The 25,010-nt window shown below is 71.4% G+C and carries 19 protein-coding genes and 1 pseudogene; 8 read left to right on the forward strand and 12 right to left on the reverse strand.

The genetic code is table 11. The annotated features are described in order from the left end of the window. Window positions 1-72 precede the first annotated feature (72 nt). Entirely contained in the window at window positions 73-468 is a 396-nt protein-coding gene (locus ABGB05_RS10800) for a hypothetical protein (protein ID WP_347653095.1), read from the forward strand. 135 nt (window positions 469-603) lie between these two features. Here the strand turns inward: ABGB05_RS10800 and ABGB05_RS10805 are convergent, their stop codons facing one another. Beyond that, window positions 604-1,554, reverse strand: a complete 951-nt coding sequence (locus tag ABGB05_RS10805; RefSeq protein ID WP_347653096.1) for a sporulation protein — start codon at window positions 1,552-1,554, stop codon at window positions 604-606. Between the two features lie 272 nt (window positions 1,555-1,826). Here ABGB05_RS10805 and ABGB05_RS10810 point away from each other — a divergent pair, with 272 nt between their 5' ends. Continuing rightward, window positions 1,827-2,714: an LLM class flavin-dependent oxidoreductase gene (locus tag ABGB05_RS10810; protein ID WP_347653097.1), complete on the forward strand. Its 888-nt coding sequence runs from the start codon at window positions 1,827-1,829 to the stop codon at window positions 2,712-2,714. Between the two features lie 93 nt (window positions 2,715-2,807). Here the strand turns inward: ABGB05_RS10810 and ABGB05_RS10815 are convergent, their stop codons facing one another. Further along, the gene (locus ABGB05_RS10815; protein ID WP_347653098.1) at window positions 2,808-4,208 is read right to left on the reverse strand and encodes a cellulase family glycosylhydrolase; all 1,401 of its coding nucleotides are present in this window, start codon (window positions 4,206-4,208) and stop codon (window positions 2,808-2,810) included. A gap of 328 nt (window positions 4,209-4,536) precedes the next feature. Continuing rightward, the gene (locus ABGB05_RS10820; protein ID WP_347653099.1) at window positions 4,537-6,015 is read right to left on the reverse strand and encodes a M1 family metallopeptidase; all 1,479 of its coding nucleotides are present in this window, start codon (window positions 6,013-6,015) and stop codon (window positions 4,537-4,539) included. A 355-nt stretch (window positions 6,016-6,370) separates the two neighbouring features. On the opposite strand from ABGB05_RS10820, the gene ABGB05_RS10825 reads away from it, so the two are divergent. After that, window positions 6,371-7,333, forward strand: a complete 963-nt coding sequence (locus ABGB05_RS10825; RefSeq protein WP_347653100.1) for a TIGR03557 family F420-dependent LLM class oxidoreductase — start codon at window positions 6,371-6,373, stop codon at window positions 7,331-7,333. A 269-nt stretch (window positions 7,334-7,602) separates the two neighbouring features. Beyond that, window positions 7,603-8,319, forward strand: a pseudogene (locus tag ABGB05_RS10830) (AfsR/SARP family transcriptional regulator); the annotation flags it as partial. A gap of 587 nt (window positions 8,320-8,906) precedes the next feature. Here the strand turns inward: ABGB05_RS10830 and lanL are convergent. Next, the gene (gene lanL / locus ABGB05_RS10835) at window positions 8,907-12,071 is read right to left on the reverse strand and encodes a class IV lanthionine synthetase LanL (protein WP_347653101.1); all 3,165 of its coding nucleotides are present in this window, start codon (window positions 12,069-12,071) and stop codon (window positions 8,907-8,909) included. 344 nt (window positions 12,072-12,415) lie between these two features. Between lanL and ABGB05_RS10840 the strand changes: the two genes are divergently transcribed. The 3 genes from ABGB05_RS10840 (at window position 12,416) to ABGB05_RS10850 (ending at window position 16,073) form a co-directional block, all read left to right on the forward strand. After that, complete coding sequence (locus ABGB05_RS10840) at window positions 12,416-12,913, forward strand: hypothetical protein (RefSeq protein ID WP_347653102.1); 498 nt, start codon at window positions 12,416-12,418, stop codon at window positions 12,911-12,913. Window positions 12,914-12,940: 27 nt separating this feature from the next. Next, the gene (locus ABGB05_RS10845; protein ID WP_347653104.1) at window positions 12,941-15,319 is read left to right on the forward strand and encodes a histidine kinase; all 2,379 of its coding nucleotides are present in this window, start codon (window positions 12,941-12,943) and stop codon (window positions 15,317-15,319) included. A 106-nt stretch (window positions 15,320-15,425) separates the two neighbouring features. Beyond that, window positions 15,426-16,073: a response regulator transcription factor gene (locus tag ABGB05_RS10850; protein ID WP_347653105.1), complete on the forward strand. Its 648-nt coding sequence runs from the start codon at window positions 15,426-15,428 to the stop codon at window positions 16,071-16,073. Window positions 16,074-16,101: 28 nt separating this feature from the next. On the opposite strand, the gene ABGB05_RS10855 is transcribed toward ABGB05_RS10850, so the two are convergent. The 7 genes from ABGB05_RS10855 to ABGB05_RS10885 form a co-directional block, all read right to left on the reverse strand. Then, window positions 16,102-16,896 (reverse strand): endonuclease/exonuclease/phosphatase family protein, encoded by a 795-nt coding sequence (locus ABGB05_RS10855; RefSeq protein WP_347653106.1) that lies wholly within the window; start codon window positions 16,894-16,896, stop codon window positions 16,102-16,104. A 105-nt stretch (window positions 16,897-17,001) separates the two neighbouring features. Beyond that, window positions 17,002-18,597, reverse strand: a complete 1,596-nt coding sequence (locus tag ABGB05_RS10860) for a phosphatase PAP2 family protein (protein WP_347653108.1) — start codon at window positions 18,595-18,597, stop codon at window positions 17,002-17,004. A 151-nt stretch (window positions 18,598-18,748) separates the two neighbouring features. Beyond that, window positions 18,749-19,792, reverse strand: a complete 1,044-nt coding sequence (locus ABGB05_RS10865) for a YihY/virulence factor BrkB family protein (RefSeq protein ID WP_347653110.1) — start codon at window positions 19,790-19,792, stop codon at window positions 18,749-18,751. A gap of 132 nt (window positions 19,793-19,924) precedes the next feature. Next, window positions 19,925-20,947: a diacylglycerol kinase family protein gene (locus tag ABGB05_RS10870; RefSeq protein WP_347653111.1), complete on the reverse strand. Its 1,023-nt coding sequence runs from the start codon at window positions 20,945-20,947 to the stop codon at window positions 19,925-19,927. Window positions 20,948-21,087: 140 nt separating this feature from the next. After that, the gene (locus tag ABGB05_RS10875; RefSeq protein ID WP_347653112.1) at window positions 21,088-21,666 is read right to left on the reverse strand and encodes a Clp protease N-terminal domain-containing protein; all 579 of its coding nucleotides are present in this window, start codon (window positions 21,664-21,666) and stop codon (window positions 21,088-21,090) included. Then, window positions 21,663-21,899, reverse strand: a complete 237-nt coding sequence (locus ABGB05_RS10880) for a helix-turn-helix domain-containing protein (protein WP_347653113.1) — start codon at window positions 21,897-21,899, stop codon at window positions 21,663-21,665. Before ABGB05_RS10880 ends, ABGB05_RS10875 begins: the two co-directional genes overlap by 4 nt. A gap of 225 nt (window positions 21,900-22,124) precedes the next feature. After that, entirely contained in the window at window positions 22,125-22,643 is a 519-nt protein-coding gene (locus ABGB05_RS10885; protein ID WP_347653114.1) for a VOC family protein, read from the reverse strand. Window positions 22,644-22,735: 92 nt separating this feature from the next. Here ABGB05_RS10885 and ABGB05_RS10890 point away from each other — a divergent pair, with 92 nt between their 5' ends. After that, on the forward strand, window positions 22,736-23,683 hold the full coding sequence (locus ABGB05_RS10890; protein ID WP_347653115.1) for a YafY family protein: 948 nt from the start codon (window positions 22,736-22,738) through the stop codon (window positions 23,681-23,683). Between the two features lie 695 nt (window positions 23,684-24,378). Here ABGB05_RS10890 and ABGB05_RS10895 read toward each other — a convergent pair. Beyond that, window positions 24,379-24,942, reverse strand: coding sequence for an NAD(P)H-dependent oxidoreductase (locus ABGB05_RS10895; RefSeq protein WP_347653116.1), 564 nt, complete (start codon window positions 24,940-24,942; stop codon window positions 24,379-24,381). Window positions 24,943-25,010: the final 68 nt, after the last annotated feature.

Below are 25,010 nucleotides of genomic sequence, written 5' to 3' on the forward strand. Positions count from 1 at the left end.
CGCAGTGGGCGGTGCGTGACCGCTCCGACGAGGGCAATTGCCAGAGATCTCATCGAATCCGAGGAGGAAAAGATGAGTACGCAGACCCCGTCCAGGCAGTCGATGGACCAGCAGCAGATGTCGAACATCCAGTCGGCGCCGACCCGGGAGATGTCGAGTCAGGCTATCTCCAACCGGCAGATACAGGACACTCTGTCGGAGATGCAGCGGCGGATGGCGGACGACGACCGTGGTGGACGCCGCGGCAACGAGACGAAACCGGCTTTCCTGAGTACCGAACTGTACGTCTACCTGCTGGCGGTCGGTGGTGTGCTGGGCGTGTCGGCCTGGACCGGCGTGAACGCCGCCGGGGTCGACCCGTTCCCGGTGAACCAGGCCTGGTTCTTCATCACCCTGCTGACCATCGCCTACCTCGGTAGCCGTGGTCTGTCGAAGCTGGGTAACGCCTGGCGACGTTCCGGCAAGTAACCGCTCCCCGAAGCACACCCGGTGCGAGGCATCGGGCCGCCGGAGAGTGACCGACGGTAGCGAAAGCTGACGGTAGCGGCCCCCGCCGACCATGGCGGGGGCCGCTACCGTACGCGTTCCGATCGCGGGTGTCGGCTACTCGCCGAAGTCGCCGAAGTCGCCCTCGAAGGCGTCCTCCAGCAGTTCCCCGGCGATCATGCCGCCTGCCACACCGAGCGCGGCGCCGGCGACCACCCCGCCGACACCGCCGTGGTGGCCGTGGTGTCCCTGCTTGCCCGGCAGTCCTCCGTGGCCGAAACCGGGGTGGCTGGTGTAGCTGGAGACGGTCTGCCCGAGCCACGCCTCCACCTGCTGCCGCCAGTCGACCTGGTCGACGCCGGCGTGCGAGACGCTGTACCGGCCGACGGTGTCGTGGCCGGAGGTGAACAGCCCGCCCCGCTTGTCGCACTCGATGATGACGTCCACGCCCTGCTGGCTGGTCACGAAGGTCAGTTCGACCTCCCGGACGGCGTGCGCGTACTGGGGTGCGGCGTAGAACTCGATCTCCTGGTAGAACGGCAGCGTCTGCTGCACGCCGTAGATGTGGCCCCGCTCCAGGTCGGCGCTCTTGAACTGGAAGCCGAGCTGGGCGAACGCCTCGAGGATCTTCTCGTGCACCGGCAGCGGATGTACGGCCACCGGGTCGAGGTCGCCCTTGTCGACCGCCCGGGCGATCGCCAGCTCGGTACGCAGCCCCATCGTCATGCCCCGCAGCCGCTGGCCGTAGACGTCGGTGATCGGGGTCTCCCACGGCATCGGGAGCTGGAACGGGATGGACAGTTCCTGCTTGGCGTCCAGCCGCATCGCTCCGCTCACCGGGAGCCGGTAGAACTCCATGGTGCCGGCGTACTCGTTGTCGCCGGCCTCCATCTCGACCCGGGTGACCAGGGCGAGAGTGATCTGCTCGATGTCGGCCGCGGTCTCACCGCCGCGCAGGTTCACCTGCCCGTCGAGCACCAGGCCAGGCCGGGTGTTCGGGTTGGTCAGCACGGTGTCCACACTCGGGCCACCGACGCCGAGCGCGCTCAACATCTTCTTGAAGACCATAGGGTTGCTCCTGTAAACGGAGGGTTACTCCTCGTGACGGCGGATGGCCGCGGATCTCGGGCACGGTCCTCCACGGTGGATCATCACACCATGGGGTGACCCTATTCACCGTAGCTGTGAGGTTGCTGGAAGCGCTCGTACGGTCACTCGTTAGAGTGACCGCGCCGTCGATCCCGGTTCCGGGGCCGTGACGGGCCTGGCGGGCGGGCTGGTGGGACCCGGTCGGCACCCGTGGCCCGGGGCGGCCACCGACCCGGCCGTAGACTCCGGCCATGCGTGTCGGCATCGTGATCCTTCCCGATCAGCGCTGGTCGGTGGCGGCGGACCGGTGGCGTCGAGCCGAGCAGTGGGGCTTCGACCATGCCTGGACCTACGACCACCTGGGCTGGCGAGACCTGGTCGACGGGCCGTGGTTCGACGCGGTCAGCACGCTGACCGCAGCGGCCTCCGTGACCGAGCGGATCCGGCTCGGCACGCTGGTCGCCTCCCCCAACTTCCGGCATCCGGTGCACTTCGCCCGGGAGGTCACCGCGTTGGACGACATCTCCGGTGGCCGGACCCTGCTCGGGCTGGGCGCGGGCGGGATCGGCTTCGACGCCGCGGTACTCGGCGGTGACACGCTGCCACCACGACAACGGGTCGACCGGTTCGGGGAGTTCGCCGAACTGCTCGACCTCCTCCTGCGTACCGACCGGGTCAGCTGGCGGGGCGACTACTACGCGGCGGTGGACGCGCGCAGCAACCCCGGCTGTGTGCAGTCGCCCCGGGTGCCGTTCGTGGTGGCCGCGAACGGGCCGCGCTCGATGCGGCTGGCCGCCCGGTACGGTCAGGGCTGGGTGACGACCGGGGCACAGGGTTCCGACGACATCGATGCCTGGTGGCGGTCCGTCGCCGAACTCTCCGCCCGGCTCGACGGCATCCTGGCCACGGTCGGCCGGGATCCGGCCAACCTGGACCGGTATCTGTCGCTCGACTCGGCACCGGTCTTCTCCCTCTCCAGCGCCGACTACTTCGCCGAGGCCGTCGGTCGGGCCGCCGAACTGGGCTTCACCGACGTGGTGACCCACTGGCCGCGGTCGTCGAGTTGGTACGCCGGGGACGAGGCGGTGCTCGAAGAGGTGGCCACCGAGGTCCTACCGCGCCTGCGTCACGCCGGCTGAGGGGCGGCGACGGCGCGAACCGGCCGGGCCCGGAGGTCGGGACCGGCCGGGGTGTCCGCGCGGTCGGATCTGCCGCCGACCGGGGTACGTGGCTCAGCTGGCCGTACAGCTCACCGTCGGTGCGCTGTTGCTACCGGTCCAGGAGCCGATGAAGCCGAAGGCGGTGCTCGCCCCGGCGCCGAGACTGCCGTTGTACGAGACGTTGCGGGCGCTGACGCTCGAACCGCTGCTGGTGACGGTCGCGTTCCACGACTGGTTGACCCGCTGTCCGTTGGCGAACGTCCAGCTGACGGTCCAGCCGCTGATCGCGGCGCTGCCGGCGGTCACCCGGACGTCGGCCTGGAAACCGCCCTGCCACTGACCTGTGACCGCGTACGTGGCCGAGCAGCCACGGGTGCCGCCCGGGGCGGTGGTCGGCGGGGTGGTCGGAGGGTTGGTCGGCGGTCGGGTGGTGGGCGGCGTGGTCGGGGGCCGGGTGGTGGGCGGAACGCTGCCGTACACCGTCGCCTCCCGGGCGGTCTGCCGGATCCCGTTCGCCCCGTTGAAGATCCGCTGACCCCAGGAGGTCAGCTGACTCGGGTTGAAGTTCGTCACCATGTCGAGGTACTCGACCCCGCCCCCGTTGCCACTCCACGACCAGCCGATGTAGCCGATCCCGTTCTGCTGGGCGTACGACATGATCGTGTCCTCGTCCGGGTTGCCGTCCGAGTGGTCGTGCCCGAACTCCCCCACCACGATCGGCAGGTTGGCACTGCGGAACCTGCCGAGGTAGTCGGTGATCTCGGCGGCGGTGTCGAAGACGCCGTACATGTGGATCGAGAAGATGGTGTTGCGGTCCGGGTCGCTGGTGAACACCGACTGGGCGTTGTCCCGCATGATGAAGCGCCAGTCCTGGCCCCACATCGGCGCGTCGACCATGATGGTGTGGTCGAAGCCGGCGTTGCGCAGCCGGGTGATGGCGCTGCGGGTGTGGGTCGCCCAGTTCGCGCTGACGCTCTCGTTGTTGCCGAACGGCTCGTTGCCGATGTTGAGGATGACGTAGTTCTCCTGACCGGCCAGGGCGCTCTGGATGCTGATCCAGTAGCTCACCGCCTGGTCCAGGGTGATCGCCGCGCCCTCCTCGCCGTACCCGGTGGTGTCGTGCACCTCGAGGACACAGATCAGCCGGTTCTGCTTGCAGAGGCTGATCACGTTGGCGACGTCGCTGGCGCTGTTCTGGGTCCAGCGGTGGCCGCTGCTGAGCACCACCCGTACGGTGTTCGCACCCAGCGACTTGATACTGGCGAATGAACCGGTTTGGCTGGTGTACCAGGTATGCGCGTGACTCACCCCGCGCATGATGAACTCGTTGCCGTTGGCGTCCAGGAGTCGACTGCCGCCGATGGTGAAACCGGCCGCCGCGCGAGCCGGTCCGGAGACCACGGCGACGGTGCCGACCACGGCGACGACGAGTGCGAACAGGCCCGCGGCAAGGGCAGAGATCCTTGTTTTCATGGCCTACCTCAGAGAGATCCCCGGAAACGGGGCGGGACGTACGGGGACAGGTAACCGTTGCCCGACAGTTACCGGCCGACTCCCTGTGGCGGCACGGATCAGGGTAGGCCGATCGGTCAATTGACGCAACCGGTTAAGTAACGCCGGAGGGTGTTGTCCACGAAAGCCCTGGGCGAGGCCCGACGGAGGCCCGGGACGACGCCGGGCGGCGGTGGTCAGCGCGGGACGACGCCGGGCGGCGGTGGTCAGCGCGGGACGACGCCGGGCGGCGTGGGCCGGCGGCGCCGACGAAATCCACTCTGGATCCGCCCGGCGCCGCCGTTCCCCGTCACCAGGAGATCGGCTTGCCCGGGGTGTAGAGCCAGACCTGGAAGAAGTCGTCCAGCTGCCGCCGGGACGTCCTCTCGGCGAGCCGGACGAAGTCGGCGGTGCTCGCCGTGCTGTCGCGGTTGGCGGAGTACCAGGTCCGGAGCAGGTTGAAGAAGGCGCGGTCGCCGATCTTCGTCCGCAGCGCGTGCAGCGTCATCGCACCCCTGGTGTAGACCGAGCCGGCGAAGAGGTTGCTCGCGCCCGGGTCACCCGGCGGCGGGTTCCAGAGGCCGGCCGTCGCCGGTCGGGCATAGGTGGTGTCGAACCTCGCCTGCGCGGTACGTCCCCCGGCGTGCTCCTCCCAGAGCCACTCCGCGTAGCTGGCGAACCCCTCGTTGAGCCAGATCTCCCGCCAGCTGGCCGGGCTGACGCTGTTGCCGTACCACTGGTGGGCCAGCTCGTGCGCGACCGTCGACTCGGACGGCGGCCCGGAGTAGATGGGCCGGGTCTGGGTCTCCAGGGCGTACCCGGCGTCGGAGTCGTCGTCGACGATCGCGCCGTACGAGCTGAACGGGTAACGCCCGAACAGCCCGCTGAAGTACGCGATCATCTCCTTCGTCCGGGCCAGTCCGGCGGCGGCCTCCGGCCCCAGGTCCCGGTCGACGGCGTCGATGATCGGCAGTCCCCCGGGCCCCCGGGAGTAGCGCAGGTCGTAGTCGCCGACCGAGGCGGTGCTCAGGTAGCTGGCCATCGGGTCGCGGGCCCGCCAGACGTACGTCGTCCAGCCCTCGCGGGTCCGCCGGTCGACGAGTTCGCCGTTGGCGACCGCCGTCCTGCCGGCCGGCACCGTGATCCGGAAGTCGTAGCTGGCCTTGTCGGTCGGGTGGTCGTTGACCGGGTACCAGGTCGAGGCCCCGTCGGGCTCGTTGGCCACGAACGCACCGTCGGGGGTGGAGACCCAGCCGTAGAGGGCTCCCTCGATGTCGGTCGGGCGGCCGGTGGTGCCGTCGTAGCGGACCACGACGGTGAACCGCTCGCCCCGGGCGAGGCCGCGCTTCGGTGAGATCCGCAGCTCCTGGCCGTCCCGGTCGAAGCGGGCCGGCCGCCCGTCGACGGTCACCGACCGGACCTCGAAGCCGCGCAGGTCGAGGTTGAACCGGGAGAGTCGGTCGGTGGCCCGGACGTCGAGCGTCGCCACCCCGGCGAAGGCCCGGCTGGCCGGGTCGTACCGGATGTCGAGTCCGTAGTGGAGCACGTCGTACCCGCCGTTGCCGGCGACCGGGAAGTAGTCGTCACCGACGCCCGGCGCGCCGGGGCCGCCACTCCCGCCGGGCCCGTGCCCGTGGCCGGACCCCGAGCCGTGGCCGCTGGTGTTACCGGGCTCGTGGCCGGCACCGGACCCGTGCCCGCGTCCGGTGCCCGCCGCCGGGGCGGCACCGAACGAGACCGCCACCGTCGCCGCCGTCAGGACGGCACCCAACCGTCGAAAGATCACCATGGCTCGACACGGTAGTACCGCCGGTGAGCACAGGGAAGGCAGCGCGACCGGGGGGCGCCCGGGCGGCCGGAGGGACCGACCGCCACGGGTGTCGTCATCCCCACCACAAGGATGATGCACCGGCAACCTTAACCGGTTAAGAGGACGCTACCCGAACGGCCATAGACAGTCAAGCCCGTCACTGTCCGCTGCCCGCTCCCCGACCGCCGGGCCGGACGGGACCCCGACACGTCCGACAAGCCCGACGTTCGTTGGACAGGCGACCGACCGACAGCCCCGGTTCCGTACGACCATCCGGATTCAGCCCGGACATCCGGGGTAGTCATCGGGGATCGGGACGGCAGAGGAGGCGGGCATGGTCTCGGTGGGCTACACCCTGATGTGTGAACAGACCGGACCCAAGGAACTCGTCCAGCAGGCGATCCGGGCCGAGGAAGCCGGCTTCGACCATCTGGTGATCTCGGACCACTACTACCCCTGGCTGGCGTCACAGGGCCACTCGCCGTACGCCTGGTCGGTGCTCGGCGCGGTCGCCCACGCCACCTCCCGGATCAGGCTGATGAGCTTCGTGACCTGTCCGATCCGGCGGTACCACCCGGCCGTCGTCGCCCAGAAGGCCGCGACGATCGGCGTCATGTCGGACGGCAGGTTCACCCTCTCCCTCGGCGCCGGGGAGAACCTGAACGAACACGTCGTCGGCGCCTGGCCGCACGTACACCAGCGGCACGAGATGTTCGAGGAGGCGTTGCAGATCATCCGACCGCTGCTCGACGGGGACAACCTCTCCTACTCCGGCAACCACTTCGAGGTGCCGGAGGCGTACCTCTGGGACCGGCCGGAGACGCCGGTGCCGATCGCCGTCGCGGCCTCCGGGCCGCACTCCGTCCAGCTCGCCGCCGAGTACGCCGACGCGGTGGTCTGCGACAACCCCGACGCCGGGGTGATCCAGCTGTACGACGAGGCCGGCGGCACCGGCAGGCCCCGGTACGGCCAGGTCGCGGTCTGCTACGGCCCGGACGCCGACGACTGCCGCGAGACCGTGCACGAGCAGTGGCGCTGGGCCGCGCTGAACTGGACGGTCAAGGCCGAGCTGCCCGGTCCGGAGTCGTTCGTCGGCGCCAGCGGGACGATCCGTCCCGAGGACATCGCCCGGACCGTGCCCTGCGGGCCGGACCTGGACGCCCACGTCGCGGCCTTCCAGAAGTACGTCGACGCGGGATTCACCGACGTGGCCCTGGTCCAGGTGGGTGTGGAGAGCCAGCCGATGTTCCTGGACTGGGCCCGGGACGAGTTGCTGCCCCGGCTACGGGAGCTCTGAGCGGGGTGCGGATCGGCAACGTCGAGGTTCGTCCGCTCGGCGGCGGGCCGGGTTGCCTGCTCATGATCCTGATCTCGGTGGTCGGTTCGATCGTGCTCACCGTGCTGGTCAACCTGCTTTTCTGAAGCAACTGCCCCCCGACGGCTCCGGCGGTCGGGCGATCCTCCCCACCGGCCGGGTCGGCTGTCCCTGGCCCTCCCCCGCCGGTTGCCGCAGGCTCAGCGACGGGCAGTCGTACGGCTGTCGCGGGCACGACGGCGGAGACGCGTATGCGGTTCAGAATCCTGGGTCCCCTCGCGGTCGAGGTCGCCGGCGTCCCGGTACGGATCCGCAGCGCCCGGGTGGCGACCGTGCTCGCCACCCTCCTGCTCGAGGCGAACCGGACGGTGCCGACGGAACGGCTGGTCGAGGCGGTGTGGGACTGGCATCCGCCAGCGACCGCCCGCAGCCAGCTGACCATCGTGGTGTCCCAGTTGCGTCGGCTGCTCGGTCAGGCCGGCATACCGCCGGCGGTGGTCCGCACCGAGCCGACCGGTTACCGGATCTGCGTACCGGCGGCGGACGTCGACGTACTGCTGTTCCGGCATCTGGTCACGGAGGCCGACCGGGCGGCCGACGCCGGACGGCCCACGTCGGCCGTCCCGCTGCTCCGGACCGCACTCGACCTCTGGCGTGGTCCGGCCCTGCACGGCCTGCCCAGCCGGCTGGTCCGGACCGCGACGGCACTGCTCGCGGAGGCACGGGCCGGGGCGCGGGCCCGGTGTGTGGAACTGGAACTGGCCCTCGGACGGCATCACCGGCTGGTCGCCGAACTGCTCGACATGGTCGACGTGGACCCGTTCAACGAGCGGCTCCGGCAGTACCTGATCATCGCGCTCTACCGCTCCGGCCGGGTCACCGAGGCGCTCCGCGCCTACCAGGAGTTCCGGCACCGGCTCAGCGAGGAGGTCGGCATCGAGCCGGGTGCCGAACTGAGCGTGTTGCACCGCCGGATCCTCAACCGGGATCCGACGCTCGATCCACCGGACCGGACCCACCCGTCGCCCTACCCCGCGACCCCGGCCGCCGTGAGATCCGACCCCGCGACCCCGGCCGCCCTGAGATCCGACCCCGCGACCCCGGCCGCCGTGAGATCCGACCCCGCGACCCCGACCGCCCTGAGATCCGACCCCGCGACCCCGACCGCCGTGAGGTCCGGTCGCCGGAGCCCGGCCGGGTTGACGTCCGACCGCGGGGAGGACAACCGGGCCGCCACTCCCCCGGACGACGCTGACCGGGTGCCGGTGCCCCCGGCCGCGCCGGGGCGGGCCCGGATGGTCCCGGAGCCGCCGGCGGCCGTCGCGGTGCGCGTGGCCGGGGAAACGGTCGGCGCGGCCGAGGAACAGGATGGTCCACCGGGGTCTCCGGCGGTGGATTCCCGTACGGTGGAGTGCCCGGCCCGACCGGTCCCCGTCCTGGGCCCGCCGAACCCACGGACCGCCGGGGTGGACGGATCCGGGTCGGTGGCCGGTGCCGGGCCGACCCGCGGCCGGGCCGGTGCGCGGCGCTCACCTGAGCTCGGCGTTCGGCATCGTCAACACCGGCAGGCCCGTCCACCGGCGCACAACGCCCGGTCCGCACCGACCGGCGTGCCCGCCAGCCGGGCACCGGTGACGTCCCCGAGCCCGGCCGACCCGACCGGGTCGGGATCGGGCTGGAACAACCGTGGGCCGCCGTACCGCAGCCGGAGCAGGAACGCCAGCTGTCCACTCAGCCCGGTGCCGAAACCCGGGCTGACGCCCTGGTCCGACCCGTCCGGCAGGACCGCCCGACCGTCCCGGTAGAACCGCATCGCCCACAGGCGCCGGCCGAGCGCCGCCGCCCGTCGGGCGTACCGGTCGTCGGCGGTGACCTGGGCGAGGTCGAGCAGGAAGTCGGCATCCCCGGCCAGCCCGTGGCAGTAGCCGGTGCTCGACCACCAACGGTCCCGGAACACCGTCCGGGCCGCGGCCACCGCCCCGTCGAGGTGTCGACGCTCCCCCGTCCGGAGATACAGGCGGCAGAGGAAACCGCCGATCCCGGCCGGCCCGGCACACCGGTGCGGGCCGGTGACGGGGTCGGCGCCGCCGTCGTGGGACAGGGCGGGCTCGGCCGGCCAGCGGGCAGCCCCGGTGCCGTCGTACGCGGCACTGTCGAGAAGGGTGTCGGCGCAGCGTACGGCGGCGGCGACGAGGTCCCGCCGGCCCAGCCGGTGACCCGCGGCGAGCAGGAACGCACCGATACCCGCCGTACCGTGCGGTGCACCGTAGGAGTGCTGCCCGGCGAACACGGAACCGCAGGACGGGTCGACGGTCCAGAGCATCGCCGGCCCGGCGTCCACGGTGTCGAGCAGTCGGGCGGCGGCAGTGGTGATCCGCTCCCGCAGCGCCGGCAGATAGGTGTGCCCCCACACCTGCAACAGTCCGGCGCCGAGCCCGGCCACCCCGTGTGCGAGTCCCGGATCGGGCCAGTCCACCGGCAGTCGCAGCGCCAACTCCACGGCCCGGTCGACCAGCTCCGGCCGGCCGAGCAGCCGACCGGCGTCGCAGAGCGCCCAGGCTGTCCCGGCGGAACCGGCGTACAGCCCGGGCAGGGTGTGCGGCTCCTGCTCCAGGTGCCGGAGTATCCGGTCCAACAGGTCGTCGAGCAGCCGGCCGGCCCGTCGTAACGTGTCCGGCCCGAGCGGCCCGGGGTCGGCGGAGCCGGTGTGCGGCGGACGTTCGGCGACCAGCCGGGCCAGTACGGCGACCGGCCCGGCGAGGCCGTCCTGCACCGTGCACGGCTCGGCACGCCCACCGACGTACGGTGCGGCGTCGGTGCCCGCCCTCCACCGGCCACGGTGGAAATCGTGCGCCAACTGGCCGACGATGCCGTCGACGAGTTCCGTCCAGTCCTCGTCCGGCAGGTCGTCGGCGGCCCCGGCACCGGTGGACGCGGCGGTCGGGGCCGGCGGGTCGGGTGCCGGGGCACAGAGGGAGATCACCTCGTCCAGCCCGATCCGCTCGGCCGGTTCGGTCCGCAGCAGGCCGGTGATGATCCGGCGCACCGGGTCGGGCAGCGGCCGTCCACCGACTGACGGGTCCAGCAGGGCCACGACCCGTTCCTCCACCGACCGACGGGGCGGCAGGTCGGCGGCGTGCTGCGCCGGTGCCGCCCGGCCGACCAGCCGCAACGCGGTCATCCCCAGGCTGAACAGGTCCGCCGAGGGGTCCGGCGGGCCGCCGCGCACCTGTTCCGGCGCGTGGTACGTCGGATCGGCGCTCTCGCCGTCGAACCATGCCCAGCCGGCCGGGCCGGTACGCAGGGCCGCCAACTCCAGGTCGACCAGTCGGAGCGTCCCGTCGGGCAGCACCATGACGTTGTCCGGGTTCAGGTCCCGGACCACCACGCCCGCGTCGTGCACGGTGCGGAGCAGGTGCGCCAGCCGGCCCAGCGTCTCGAGCACCGCCGGCGTGTCGAGCGGTTGACCCGAGACGAGCGGCTGTGCCAGGGAACGCCCCGGTAGCAACTCCTCGACCAGGAACCGATGGTCCCCCTGGACGAACTCGCGCAGCGGGCGGGGCGTCACACCGAGCGGTGCCAGATGCCGGAGCACCCGCGCCTCGTGGGCCCGCAGGTCACGGACGTCCCGACCGAGCAGGTCCGTGGCGACGTACGGGCGTGCCTCCTTGATCAGCACGTCCGCACCGGTACGCAGGTCACGCGCCTGGTAGACCCCGCCCTGGTTGGTTTGTCGCAGAGCCCGGGTGACGCCGTACCGGCCGCCGACCAGTACCCCGGTCGGCTCGGCCGGACCGGTGGGCAGGAAACCCACCGGCCCGGCCGCCCCCGTTGGCCCCATCAACCGCATCGCGGTGACCGACCACATCGATCCGGCCGACGTGGTCGCCGCCGTGGCGGGGGACGTCGTGGCCACCGCCGGCACCAGGTGCTCCGGCGGCGGATCAAACGGTGAACCGGCCCAGGCCGGCGGGCGGAAATCCACCTCGAGCGTGTCCTCGACGAGGTGACCGTCCGGCGCGACGAGACACCACCGACGCACCCCGTCCAGGTCGCGCACCGCCACGCCGGCACGGAACAGGCCGTACCGGTAGTGCACCGGACCGCCGGCCCGGAGCGGCCGCGCGGACAGGATGGTCGGACCTGGCAATCCGACCGTCGCCTCGTCGAGCCGCCGGGCCAGATCCCGGAAGATGTCGTCGGTGGCGGGATATCCGATGAGGAACCGGCCGGCGGAGGCCCTGGGCGCCCGGGCGGCGTTGCGCTCGGCGACTCCCGCCACGGTGCTGACGAACGTGAACGGCGTACCGGTCTCGATCAGCACCGGCACGCAGGCGGCCAGCACCCGCGGGGCGGAGAGCACGGTCGCCGACACCTGCAGGTGCCAGCCCTGCAGCCGGGACGCCGGCCGCGCCGGGGTCACCACCGTACGGCCGGATTCCTCGTACACCGTCCAGCCGGTCAGCCGGATCCGGGCCAGCAGGCCGGCGACGGCCTCGGCCGGATCGGTGGCTGTCTCCGGGCGATCGGGCCGTACGGTGGCGGCGCCGAAGTGGACGACCGGGTCGACCTCGCCGGAAGCGGTTCCGACCAGGTCGGGCACAGCCGGTCGGCGGCCGGGCGGGTACGCCGCCGTTCCGGCGCCGCGTTCGTCGGCCCGGGCCGGCGGAACCTCGCCGGAACCCCGGTGCAGGATGCTTCGGGACAGCCTGGCCGTCATCGGTCTCCCCGCCTGCCGGTGGACAACACACCGGTCGTGGTGAGTGGCGACCGGTGGCACCGTCGAGACTGCCGACGACCGGCATCACACCGCCATCGACCTGGTATCAACGTCGAGCCGCCCGGTCCGGCGCCGTTCGGCGCCGCACGGGCGCGGTGGGGTCGCCAGTTTCTCCCGACCGTGCCGGGACGGTGGTCCCGGGTCACCGGGACGTCGGGACAGACATGATTCCTAGCCGACGGCTGGTTCCGCGTCACCTTGAAATCCGGGCCTAGGCTGCGGTTGGACAGCCCGTCGCCGACCAGCGCCGATCACTGTCGCAGATGGATCCCGAGAGGAGTGTCATGACCAGACTGCCGAGCGGCCCGGCCTCGCCCGCGGACGTCCAGCCGATCGTCATCGCCAGCGACAACAGCTTCGCGCACGCCTACGACAGCGTGGCGGACCTGCTGGGCGAAAAGGATCTCGGCGGAAAGGGCGGACTGGAGTTCTTCGACCGGGCAGGGCACCGGCTCACGCCGGTGTTCAACGACGCCTGGGAGCTGGAGAGTCTGGTCCCGACCCTGGACGACGCCGAACCCGATCTGGTCCAGGCCCGGCTGCAGGCCGTGGTCCAGCACGTCCGGGACTACCTCCGCCGGCACCCGGAGCTGGTGAACGGCTCGGGGCTCTCCCTGGAGGCGGCGATCGCGGCACTGCCGAAGATCGGCGAAGGGACGCTGCGTGATGACGCGGCGCAGTTCCCCGGACCCACGGCGCCGGCATCGGACGGGGCCATCAGGTTGATGCACTCGGACGGTTGGTTCCACAACGCGATGCACGCCGCCGGCTGGGCACACTGAGATTCGGAGCGGTCAGGGGTCGCTGGGGTGAGGTCCACGGAGAATGCCAGCCGTTGGTCGGCACGTCGAATCAGCCTGCTGGCGGGGGCGTCGGCGGTCATCACGCTGGTGATCATCGGGCAACTGTTCAACGCTGACAAGACGACGGGGGTACTGACCAGCCAGAGCAGCGTGGTGGCCGTCGCCTTCACCACGATGGGCGCGATGGTGCTGGTCAGCATGCCTGGTCACCTTGTGGGTCGGCTCATGCTCGCCGCCGGGGGGGCGGCGAGCATGAGCGTGCTCTCGGCGAGCTGGACCAACCTGTTGTTCCTCGACTGGCTGAGTCAGTGGTCCTGGTGGCCGGCGTACGGGCTCATCGTCCTCGCCCTCCTGGTGTTTCCGGACGGGCGGCTACCGTCGCCGTGGTGGCGTCCGGTCGCCTGGCTCGTGATCGCCGGTACCGTGGTCGCGTCGGTGGCCTTCGCGGTCGCCGCACTGGACGATCCGCGAAACCTGATGAACACCGACGACGCGGGTGTCGCCGCGACCGGTCGGGCTCAGCTGCTGGTCCAGATCGGGCTGCTCACCATCGCGGCGGTCATGGGCGCGCTGGTCGCGGTCCTGGTCTCGCTGCTGCTGCGCTGGCGGCGGGCCGGCGGCGAGACGAGAGCGCAACTCGCATGTCTGGTCGCCGCCGGTATCCTGCTGGTCATCGGCCTGGTGCTGCACGTGCTGGGTCTGACCGGCGCCTGGGCCATCATGGTGGTGGCGCTGCCGGCCGGGATGGCCATCGCGATCCTCCGCTACCGGTTGTACGGGCTGGACCAGGTCATCAACCGGACCATCGTCTGGCTGGTGATGAGCCTGCTGGTGATCGCCGGGTTCGTCGGACTGGTCGCCCTGCTCCGTGACCTGCTCATGTCGGGCAACACCTCGAACGCCTCACTGGTCGCGACCGGCCTGGTCGCGGTCGCCTTCGAGCCGGTACGCGGGCGGGTTCAGCGCGGAGTCAACCGGCTGCTCTACGGCGACCGGGATGACCCGTACCAGGTGATCACCCGACTGGGAGACCTGCTCGGTCGTACCGTGGAGCCGAACGCGGTACTTCCGCTGCTGACCGGGACCATCGCCGGCTCACTGCGGGTACCGCACGTCGCCGTCGAGGTGGAGGGGCGGGAGGGGCCCCGGATCATCGCCGCGCACGGGACGTCGAACACCCCGGTCGAATCGTTCGACATGGTCACCCGAGGGGAACGGGTGGGCCGGCTGCTGGTCGCGAACCGGAGTGCCACCAGCCGGTTCACGGCGGTCGAGCGCCGACTCCTGAACGATCTGGCACTGCACGCCGCGGTGGCGGCCGACGCCGTCCGGCTCGTGCACGACCTACAGGACTCCCGGGAACGGCTGATCACCGCCCGTGAGGAGGAACGACGTCGGCTGCGCCGCGACCTGCACGACGGACTGGGGCCGACACTGGCGGGGATGGCGATGCAGGTACGCGCCGCGCAGAAGCTCGTCGCCGACCAGCCCCGGACGGCCAGGATCCTCGACGCGCTCGCGGCGGACCTGCAGACCTGCACCGGTGAGGTGCGGCAGTTGGTCAACCAGCTACGACCACCGGCGTTGGACCGTGGTCTCGCGGCGGCGCTGCGCAACGAGTGCGCCCGGTTCGACAGCGGCACGTTGTCGGTGCGGTTGCAGGTCGACGACGACCTCCAGGGGCTACCGGCGGCGATCGAGGTGGCGGCGTACCGGATCGTGGCGGAGGCGCTCACCAACGTCACCCGCCACTCCCAGGCCAGCACCTGTCGGGTCACCGTACGTCTGGACCGGGGGCTCGGCCTGGAAATCGTGGACGACGGGGTCGGGCTGGGACCGCGCCGGCCCGGCGGGGTGGGTCTGGACTCGATGCGGGAACGGGCGACCGAACTCGGTGGCGAATTCGAGATCACTGACGCCGCGCCGCACGGCACCTCGATCCGGGTACGGCTGCCGTTCCAGCCGGCGGAGAACAGCCTGGCATCGGAAACCAGGCCGGCAACCCGCCACGGCCCGGCGACCGGACCGAGCCGGGCCGCGGAAAGCAGCCGATCAAAAGACGAATCCTGGCCCGGCGGGCACGTCGAGGGACGGCGTCCGGAGGAGCACCCGACGGCCGAGTGGCCCCCCGGGACGGATCCGACGACCGTCCGCCCACCCGGCGAACGTCGCGTCGGGTCTGACCCGGTGGACGCTGGTCAGCCGTCCGTTGCGGACGGTCACCAGGCCGGCGCGGTACACCGGAGTGGGCAGTCGTCGCCGCCTACCGACCCGGAGTCCGGCCTGCCCAGCCCCCGGACGGGGGAGGTGGACACCGGGCCCGGGGGACGGTTGGACGGCGCCGGCATCCCGACACCGGATGGTGGGGGTGACCGCATCCGGTAGACCGCTACGCTGAACCCGCGATGGCCGAGGCCGGCGTCGCGGGCTCGGCATGCCGGTCGGCGACATCGCCCCACGACACTGCGGTGTGCGGAGGCGGGCGACAGGCATGGTGCACGGTGGACGGATCCTCATCGTCGACGACCACCCGGTGGTACGTCGCGGCCTGCGAACCATGCTCGAGGGCGAGTCGTGGGTGGGCGAGGTCTTCGAGGCGGCGACCGTCGCCGAGGCTGTCGCTCTCGCGGTCAGCGAGCGGGTCGAGGTGATCGCGATGGACGTCACGTTGCCGGACGGGGACGGGGTGGACGCGACCGGCCGGATCCTGCTCTCCTGTCCGGAGGCCAAGGTGCTGATGCTGACCATGGCCAACGACGAGGAGATCGTGGTCCGGGCGCTGCGCGCGGGTGCGCGCGGATATCTGCTCAAGGACACCGACCCGGACGCGGTCATCGACGCGCTCCGCACGGTGGCGCAGGGTGGCGTCGTACTGGGACCGGGGATCGGGCCATCGGTGCTCGCCTCGCTCAATCGCGCCCCGGCCGAGCTGCCGGCCCCGTTCAACCAGCTCACCGCCCGGGAACGGGACATCCTCGGGCGTCTCGCACTCGGTGACACCAACGCCCGGATCGCCCGGCACTTCGGCCTGAGCGAGAAGACAATCCGTAACCAGCTCTCCGGCATCTTCGCGAAGCTCGGGGTCGCGGACCGCGTGCAGGCCGCGCTGCTGGCCCGGGACATCGGCCTGGGGGGTTGAGCGGTACGGACCGACCGGTCGCGTTCGTTCAGCACAGTCGCAGGTCCAGGTCGGCGACCAGCGGATAATGGTCCGAGGCGGACTCCGCCGCGCCGCCGGTAACCACCCGGACCGGGCCGGCCAGCCGGGCGAGTGCCGGCGTCGCCAGCAGGTAGTCCAGCCGCATGCCGGAGAACTCGGCGCCGCCGCACCCACTGGTCGGCACGGTCTCCCCCGGCGCCTGGCCGGACCGCCGGGCCAGGTCGACAAAACCGGCCCGGTCCAGGGCAGCCACGGCCCGGGTGTCCACGGTCGCGCCGTCCGGCATGAGGTGCCGGGCCCGGTATCGGGGCGCCAGGCGGGCCAGCCGCTCGGTGTGCCCGGTCCACGGGTCGAGTGAGTTGAGGTCGCCCATCAGCAGGATCATCCGGTCCGGCCCACCCCGGCGGGTCGCCCCGATCAGCCAGCCCGCCTCGCGCAGCCGGCGCCGCCCGGTGTACGGCTGCAGGTGCGCACTGACCACGGTGAGCGGGCCACGGTCGGTCCGGAGCACCACCCGCTGGACCGCGTGGTGGAAGGGCCGACGGACCGGTGCCACCGAGACGGCCTCCCCCGGCGGCCGGACCAGTACCGCGACCGGTTGCCCGAACCACGCCCGAGCGAGGTAGGGCCGCATTGCCAGCCGGTCCGCGACAGCGGCGAACCGGCGGCGGCCGCCCCGCCGCTCGCCGAGTTCCTGCAGGGCGAGTACGTCCGGCCGCTGCTCCCCGATCACCTGGAGCACCCGGTCGAGCCGGCCCGGTTCGGCGCCGTCCCGGCCGCCGTTCCTGATGTTGTACGTCATGACCCGCATCCCGGCCGCCCTCCGTCCCCTGCCTGCGCATCCGGCGCGGCGCACCGTGTCTCAGCCGCCGTTGCCGCGCCCCGGCCGGGGCGGGGCGGGGCGCCCTCAGCCGGGGCGCGACGCCTTGGCCAGTTCGTCGTCGAACTTGTCCGGCCCGGCCGGGCTGGACCCGGACGGCACCGACACCGGACCCGTCGGTGCCGTCGACCCCGGCCCGGACGCCGCCCGCTCCGCCTCGGGCGTCACCGCTTCCGCTCGGTCGTCGGCCGTCCCGGCACCGTCGGGTGCCCCGGTGCGAAGTTCCTCGTTCGGCCGGAGCACAAACCAGAGCACGCCGATCCAGAGCGCGGTGAGCAGCAGTGCACCGGCGAAGTCACTCGGATGGTGCATGCCCCGGTACATCCGGGAGGTGGCCACGCCGAGCGGCATGACCACGGCGGCGAGCACGGTCAGCCACCGCCACCACCGGTCGGTACGCGGCATGACCAGTACCGCGATCGCCACCCAGAGGCACATGGTGGCCGCGATGTGCCCCGACGGGAAGGCAGCGGTCGGCAGCGGACCGTCCAGGTGCGGCACCTCGGGACGGGGCCGGTCGACCGCCCGGGCGGTGGCGAGGAACAGGCCCAGTTCACCGAACATGGTGAGCGCGAGGAACAGCACCGGTCGCCACCGCCGCCAGAAGGCCAGGGCGAGCGGGCAGAAGACCAGTGAGACGAGCAGGATCGCGTGGGTGTCGCCGGCCTTGCTCCACCAGTGGCTGACGTCGTCGAGTCGCTCGGTGCGGTGTGCGGCGAACCACTCCGGCACTGCCCGGTCCAGGGTGTCGACGAAGGTGCCGTCGAGGTGGTAGCTGACCAGGACGCCGAAGGCGTACAGGGCGCCGAAGACCAGCACCCAGCCGGTGATCAACTCGGCGACGGCGGCCCGCGGATGCGGCAGTACCCGCTCCTCCGCCGGTGGCGCGACCTCGCGGCCGGCCTCCGGCTCCAACCCCTCCTCCAGCGGCCGTACCGGACGACCCCGCTCGCGGCGCCACAGTCGGAAGGCGTACGCGGTGACGCCGAGCCAGGCCAGACCGAGTAGCCAACCGGCCAGGACGTCGGAGACGTAGTGCACCCCGAGCGCGACCCGGGTCACCCCGACCAGCACCACCACGGCGGCGACCAGGCCGGTCGCCGCCCGACGCCAGCGCGGCGCCATCGCCGGCAGGAAAACCAGCAACAGCGCCCCGTAGGCGACCATCGAACCGAGTGCGTGACCGCTCGGGAAACTGTTACCCGGCGCCGAGGCGACCGGTACGTCCACCACCGGTCGTAGCCGGCCGACGAGCTCCTTGACCGACGGGTCGAGCAGCAGTGCCCCGACCCCGGTCACGATCAGGTAGCAGGCGAGCCGTCCCTGCCGGCGGATGAGCAGGCCGACCACGGCGATGGTGACCAGCCAGAGCATGATCGGCCGGCCGCCGAGCGCGCTGACCGCGCTGATCACGGTGACCAGTCCGTCGTGCCGGGAGACCAGTTGGTTGAACCAGTCCGCGCTCTGGTGGTCGGCCTGCTGCAGTGGATCCCAGTGGAATCGGACCAGCAGCAGAAGAATGCCGAAGCCCGTACCGGCGCCGACCACCAACGCGAAGCCGGCCAGGCTCCGCTCCGCGAAATGTCCGAACGGACGTCGTAGCACCTCGCCGACCGTGGCCACACCCGCTCCCTTCCCGCGCCTGGCCTGCCCGGTACCCGCGCGGCTGCCCGGGTACACCCCCGTGGTCCGGCCGGCCGGACCACGGCCGGGGACGGCGGGTCGGGGACGGCCAACCGGGAACGGCCGACCGGAAGGGACGCGGGCCGGGGAGCTACGCGGCGTCGGCCGTGCCGCGTCGCGGCGTCGGTACGCTGGCGCCGGCCCCGCCCACCACGTCCGGATCGGAATCCGGGTGTGGCGGCGGCTTCCAGCGGTCCGGCTCGGCCGGCTCGTGGTCGCCGAGCCGCAACGCCTCCAACTGGGCGGCGAAGGCGAGACCACCGAAGAGCGCGATGCCGGTCAGGTTCGCCCAGAGCAGCAGCGCCATCATGCCAGCCAACGCGCCGTAGGTGGCGCCGAACGCGTCGCTGTAGCTGACGTACCCGGCCAACAGCAGACTGGCCAGCCACCACAGTGCCGTACTGAGGCCGGCGCCGAAGAGCAGCCACGACAGCCCCGGTTGACGACGCCGAGGAGCGTGGCGGAACAGGACGGCGACCGCGATCACGGTCAGTCCGAGGCTCAACGGCCAACGTACGATGTCCCAGGCCAGGTCGAAGCCCGACCCCCACCAGCCGTAGTGCCGGCGGACGGAGTCGGCGAGTGCGCCCCCGGCGACCAGGATGAAAAAGCCGAGCAGCGCCGGCGCCCCGGCACAGATCGCCAGGATCGCGGCTCGGACGTACTTCCACAGCGCCGGCCGGTCCCGCTCCACCCCGTAGATCCGGTTGGCGCCCCGCTCCACCTGCGCCATCGTGGTGGTCAACGCGACCATGCCGGTGAGCAGACCCAGGACCAGCGCCAGTTCGCCCGCGTCCTCGGTCCGGTCCGAGTCGACGAGAAGCTCCTTGACCACCTCGTCACTCGCCCCCGGGGTCAGCGCGACGACCGTGTCGGCGACCACCAGACCACCCTCCTGTACGCCGAGGTCGCTGATCAGACCGGCCATCGCGATCAGGAACGGCACCACCGCCAGGCAGAGCTGGAGCGCGAGGGCCCGGGAGTGGCTGAACGCGTCGCCGTACCGGAACCGGATGAACGCGTCCCGCAGCAGGTGCCAGCCGCCGTACCGGCGCAGGGTGTGCCAGGCGTCGTCGGCGGAGAGTTCGTCGTCCGCCATGACCCGGGTCTCCGGAACCATCCTGGTGCTGCTCACGACCTCACCTTCACCCTGCCGACCGTCCGTACGGGCTGCGGGGCTCGCACAACCCGCTCACTCCTCGCCCCTCACCCTGCCCACCGTCCGTGCGGGCTGCGGGGCTCGCACAACCCGCTCACTCCTCGCCCCTCACCCTGCCGACCGTTCGACGCGGCGCTCGCCGCGTTCCGCCGCCGCGTCGGCGTCCTCGGACAGGTCCGGCGCCGTCGCCGGCTGCGGCACACAGAGCCAGAGCGCGCCCGGGCGGACGACGGCGCTCAACGACCGCCCCGGGGAGATGAGGTCACCGTCCAACTCGCGGGGCTGGGCACGGTTGCTGGTGATGGTGACCCGCCGACCGCGCAGCACCTCCATTCGGGGTACCCGGTCGCGGCGGCGCAGCACGGCCCAGCCGAGCGACAACCAGTGCTGGACCGTCCGAGGAGTGAGCACCGCGATGTCGAGATGACCGTCGTCCGGTTCGGCGTCGGCGAAGAGTCGTACGCCACCCTGCAGTCGCCCGACGTTGGCCACCAGGACGGTACGGGCCCGGCGCCGCAGCGGCGGCCCGTCGTCGATCCGGATCGAGACCCGCATCGGCCGGTCCCGCAGGTGGCGGAGGCCGCCGACAACGTACGCGGGCCAACCGACCCGCGCCTTTGTCGTCTCGGAGGTGGCCGCGAGCATCTGCGCGTCGAATCCCATTCCGGCCATCACCGTGAAGAAGCCGTCCTCGCACTCGCCGACGTCGATCCGGCGGCGCCCCTGTTCGATCGCCACCTCGAGGCCGGCCGCGAGGTCGTTGGAGAGCCCGAGGTTGGCGGCGAGCAGGTTGCCGGTCCCGGACGGCAGGATGGCCAGCGTCACGTCGGTGTCGACCAGGGCACCGACGCAGGACATGACGGTGCCGTCACCGCCGCAGACGAACACCACCTCGGCGCCGTCCTCGATGGCCTGTCGGGTCTGTCCCCGGCCGGGGTCCTCGACGGTGGTGGTGAACCAGGCCGGCTCCGGCCAGCCGGCCGCGGTCAACGTCTCGGTGACGGTCCGGCGCAGCCCGTCGAGGTCGGCCTGTTTCACCGGGTTCACCACCACGGCCGACCTCGGCCCGGTCGTACCACGTGCGCGTGTGCCTCGTCCCTTCACGGCCGCCAGTGTGCAGCAGCCGGCCATCCGGAGCGACCCGGGCGGACGTGACGTGTTTCGCTCCCCGCCCTCGGTGTGGCGCCCGGCGTGTCGCAGCGCTGGCGGGGTGGCCGGGACGCCGCTGCGGTCCGGGGCACCGCCACGCGCCCCGGACCCGGCGGTACGCCTCAGGCCGCCTGACTGAGGCTGTTGAGGGTACGTCGGCGCAGCTCATCGAGGTCGAGGCCGGCCTCGGTGAGGATGAGCGCTCCGAGGCCGTTGCCCTCCCGCAGCACTCCGAGCAGGACGTGTTCGGCACCGATCCACCGGTGCCGCAGGTGGATCGCCTCCCGGAGGGCCAGTTCGAGGGTCTTCTTCGCCCGGGCGGAGAAGGGGCTGGAAAGCTCGACGCCGCCGAACGGCCAACGTCGTCGCTTCGACGGGGGCGGTTCGAGCGCCCCCAGGCCGAACGACTCCTCGATCTTGGATCGGACCGCGTCCAGGTCGATCCCGATCGCCCGCAGCGCCTCGGCGTCCCGCTCGTCGAGGTCGGCCATCCCGTAGGCCCGCCGCTCGAGATCGGCGCGGACCCGGTCCGCGTCGAGGCCGGCCTGCCGCAGCACCGGAGCCACCGAACTGATCTCCTCGTCAAGGAGGGCGAGCAGCAGGTGCTCGGTGCCGACGAGTCGGTGCCCCAGCCGGTCACGCTCGGTCACGGCACTCCGGACCACCTCGCGGGCCGACGTCGTGAACCGCTCGAACATCATGATCCTCCCAGGCTGCGCGTCGCCGATCGACCGGCGTGCTTCTTGTGGACTCCCTGCCTGCTGACTTCCAGCGCGTCGGCGATCTCCTGCCAGGACCAGCCCTGCCGCCGGGCGTTGTCGACCTGGATGACCTCCAGTCGTTCCAACAGCCGGCGCAGGGCCACCACGGCTCGCAGCCCGACCCGAGGGTCGGTGCTGCCGGCCGCCGCCGCCAGATCCGTTGCCTGACTCATGCTGTCAACTATGGTTGACAGCATGGGCGTTGTCAACCCCGGTTGACACCGGCCACGGCTCCGGACTTTCGGCCGCTGTGGGTTCTCAGGGAAGCTGATCGCTTCTCAAGGAAGTTGATCCGTACCTGATCGGTTCTCACGGAACTTGATCTGCCGGTCGCGGGCCGCCGGAAGGATTGGGCACCGAAAGCTTCTGCGATACGGCGTTTTGGACCATCACCGGGCTCAGTCGACCGGCAGGCGGCTGACGATGCTGTCGGTACGCCCGCTCAGTTCCAGGTCCAGGGTCTCCTGGGCGTCGCGCATCGCTTCGGCGTACTGCGGTTCGGCGAGCCGTCGCATTCCTTCCTCGGGTGCGACGTCCTCGACCATCGCGCTGATCCACCAGATGTTGCCGAACGGGTCACGTACCCGACCGCCCCGCTGCCCGAAGGCCTGGGTGGCCGGTTTGGTGACCACTCGGGCTCCGGCGGCGGCCGCGCGTTCGATCGTTTTGTCGGCATCGGCGACGAAGACCCGCAGTAGCGACGGCATGGCCGGCCAGTCCGCTAGCCGGTCGAAAGCGAGCAGTACGGTGTCGCCGACGCGGATCTCGGCGTGGCCGATCGTCCCGTCCTCCAGCGGTACGCGCCCCATCTCGACCCCGTCGAACACGGCGGTGATGAAGTCCAGTAACTGCCCGGTGTCCGGCGTGACGATCCACGGCGCGACGGTCGTGTACCCGGCGGGTGGGGTGCTGCTCATGAGATCTCCCTCGTGTCGTAGCGGACTTGCGCCCCTCACGGTAGGTCTCATATAGGTCAGTTCCGGTCCTAGTTGCGCGGCACAATGGCAGCATGCCCGACGCGCGCGCCCGATTGCTGTCCCTGCTGTCGCTGTTGCAGACCCCTCGGCTGTGGCCGGGAAGCGAGCTGGCGCAGCGGCTCGGGGTCTCCGGCCGGACCGTGCGGCGCGACATCGACCGGCTGCGTGAGCTGGGCTACCCGGTGCACGCCGAGCAGGGCGGGCTGGGCGGGTACCGGCTGACAGCCGGCGCGGCGATGCCGCCGCTGCTACTGGAAGACGACGAGGCGGTCGCCGTGGCCATCGGGCTGCGCACGGCGGCGACGCAGGCGGTGGCCGGGGCAGACGAAGCGGCGGTACGGGCGCTGGGCAAGCTGCTCCAGGTTCTGCCGGCCCGGCTGCGCCACCGAGTCGACACACTGACCTCCTCCACCGTGACCCACCCGTTCTCCCTGGCCACGGATCCGGTGAACCCCGACGCGCTGATCGTCACCGCCGCGGCGATCGCCAACCACGAGAGGCTGCGGTTCCGTTACCGCGACGAGGGCCGGCACGTCGAGCCGCGCGCCCTGGTGGCGGCCGGGAGACGCTGGTACCTGCTCGCTTTTGACCTCGATCGCGCCGATTGGCGGACCTTTCGGCTGGACCGGGTTACGCAGGTCGCCGCGACCGGTGCTCGGGCGGTTTCGAGGGAGGTACCCGGCGGGGACGTCGCCGCCTTCGTCGCCAGCCGGGCAATGCAGATGGCCCCGACCTACCCGGCCGACGTGGTGATCCACGCACCCGCTGCCCACGTGGTGGACCGCCTCGGCGGGCCGCCACCCGGTACCCTGACCGACCAGCCGGACGGTACCTGCCGGTGGCTCGCGCCGCCGGACACCGGCGAATGGCATGCGCTCCGGCTGGCATCGATCGGGCTGCCGTTCGAGGTCAACGGCCCGGCGGAGCTGGCTGCCCACCTCAGGTCGACAGTTGCACTGTTCCAGACCGCCACAGCGTGACCCGGCCGGTCCGGGACGCGGTCGCCACAAGTTGGGTGCGGCCACGTCCGCCGAGCGTCACCGCCGCCGCCCAGTTGATGTGCTCCTGAAACGAGCGCTCTCCGAACCCTCGCTCGCCACGGCGGACTGAGGACCGATCCGGGCTGATGCTGCGTGCCCGGTCGGGCGCGTCGCGGCGTCCTGGTGGGCCGGCTTGGTCTCCTCCGGCAACAAGAGTTCAGGTTCGGTGAGAAGAAGACACTCTGGTGCTTCTCACCGAAGTTGATCCGCTGCTGGTCGGCTGGCCACCCCGGATCACCCTCGGTGAGAACCCACAGCCGCTGTGGGTTCTCACCGAGGGTGATCCATTCTCACTGGATCTGATCCCTACCTGATCCGTTCTCACGGAACTTGATCCGAACCCGGCTGCGTGCCGCCGTCCGGGTCGTCGCTTGTCGGGGTACAGGCTGAAGTCCCGAGATCGGTACGCCATCTCCAGAACTGATGGGTAGGTCAGGCCCGGGTTGAGCCACCACGGACGTAACACTGAGTAATGAAGGCCACGCAGGCTGGGTGCGCGCTCACCGCGGCAGATCAGGGCGTCGTGATTCTCTCGGCCTATCAAGCATCTGGATCCGTTTGCGGACGCCGTCGCGACGGGTCAGGCCATCGCCTGGGCGGTGGCCTGACTGTCATCGCGAGCGGTCTGAGTGTGGTCAGGGTCGGCGCAGTGGTGCGAGCGCCTCGGCCCAGGCGGTCACCTCGGCGAAGAGTTGGCGGAGCATGGTGTTGTGGCGGTCGCCGGGGGTGAACGTGGTGAACGCCGCGAAGTCGGTGGCGAGTGACAGGCTGACCTGAGTGCGTACGCCGGCTAGCTGGAGACCTGCCGTGATGAGGCGCAGGTGTTCCACCGCGCGGGCGCCGCCGACGTTGCTGCCGTAGGAGACGAAGGCCGCCGCCTTGTTGTTCCACTCGCCGTAGAGGTAGTCGATGGCGTTCTTCAACGCCGCAGGGATCGATCGGTTGTACTCCGGGGTGACGAAGACGTATCCGTCGAACTCGGCGATCTTGTTGCTCCACTTCCTTGTGTGGGCGTGGGCGTAGGAGCCGAGTAGCGGTGACTGTGGTTCGTCGAAGACCGGCAGACCGTAGTCCTCGATGTCCACCACCTCGACGTCGATGCCGTCGTGCTGGCCGCCCTGCTCGGCTACCCACTCGGCCACCTGGTGACCGACCCGGCCGGGGCGGGTACTGCCGAGGATGATCCCGATGTTCGTCATGCCTGGTCCGTTCCTGCTGATCCGATGGTTACTGATGGTCGGAAACGTCCTGCTGCGCAAATTAATCG

The organism is Plantactinospora sp. B5E13, from assembly GCF_039871775.1.
GTDB lineage: Bacteria > Actinomycetota > Actinomycetes > Mycobacteriales > Micromonosporaceae > Plantactinospora.

Bases quoted from the DNA above. Each gene is read 5' to 3' on its own strand.
- ABGB05_RS10890 (WP_347653115.1), top strand. From the start codon at position 22,736: ATGCCCGACGCGCGCGCCCGATTGCTGTCCCTGCTGTCGCTGTTGCAG.
- ABGB05_RS10855 (WP_347653106.1), bottom strand. From the start codon at position 16,896: ATGACGTACAACATCAGGAACGGCGGCCGGGACGGCGCCGAACCGGGC.
- ABGB05_RS10805 (WP_347653096.1), bottom strand. From the start codon at position 1,554: ATGGTCTTCAAGAAGATGTTGAGCGCGCTCGGCGTCGGTGGCCCGAGT.
- ABGB05_RS10875 (WP_347653112.1), bottom strand. From the start codon at position 21,666: ATGATGTTCGAGCGGTTCACGACGTCGGCCCGCGAGGTGGTCCGGAGT.
- ABGB05_RS10850 (WP_347653105.1), top strand. From the start codon at position 15,426: ATGGTGCACGGTGGACGGATCCTCATCGTCGACGACCACCCGGTGGTA.
- lanL (WP_347653101.1), bottom strand. From the start codon at position 12,071: ATGACGGCCAGGCTGTCCCGAAGCATCCTGCACCGGGGTTCCGGCGAG.
- ABGB05_RS10870 (WP_347653111.1), bottom strand. From the start codon at position 20,947: ATGGCCGGCTGCTGCACACTGGCGGCCGTGAAGGGACGAGGCACACGC.
- ABGB05_RS10815 (WP_347653098.1), bottom strand. From the start codon at position 4,208: ATGAAAACAAGGATCTCTGCCCTTGCCGCGGGCCTGTTCGCACTCGTC.
- ABGB05_RS10800 (WP_347653095.1), top strand. From the start codon at position 73: ATGAGTACGCAGACCCCGTCCAGGCAGTCGATGGACCAGCAGCAGATG.
- ABGB05_RS10885 (WP_347653114.1), bottom strand. From the start codon at position 22,643: ATGAGCAGCACCCCACCCGCCGGGTACACGACCGTCGCGCCGTGGATC.
- ABGB05_RS10825 (WP_347653100.1), top strand. From the start codon at position 6,371: ATGGTCTCGGTGGGCTACACCCTGATGTGTGAACAGACCGGACCCAAG.
- ABGB05_RS10820 (WP_347653099.1), bottom strand. From the start codon at position 6,015: ATGGTGATCTTTCGACGGTTGGGTGCCGTCCTGACGGCGGCGACGGTG.
- ABGB05_RS10880 (WP_347653113.1), bottom strand. From the start codon at position 21,899: ATGAGTCAGGCAACGGATCTGGCGGCGGCGGCCGGCAGCACCGACCCT.
- ABGB05_RS10895 (WP_347653116.1), bottom strand. From the start codon at position 24,942: ATGACGAACATCGGGATCATCCTCGGCAGTACCCGCCCCGGCCGGGTC.
- ABGB05_RS10810 (WP_347653097.1), top strand. From the start codon at position 1,827: ATGCGTGTCGGCATCGTGATCCTTCCCGATCAGCGCTGGTCGGTGGCG.
- ABGB05_RS10840 (WP_347653102.1), top strand. From the start codon at position 12,416: ATGACCAGACTGCCGAGCGGCCCGGCCTCGCCCGCGGACGTCCAGCCG.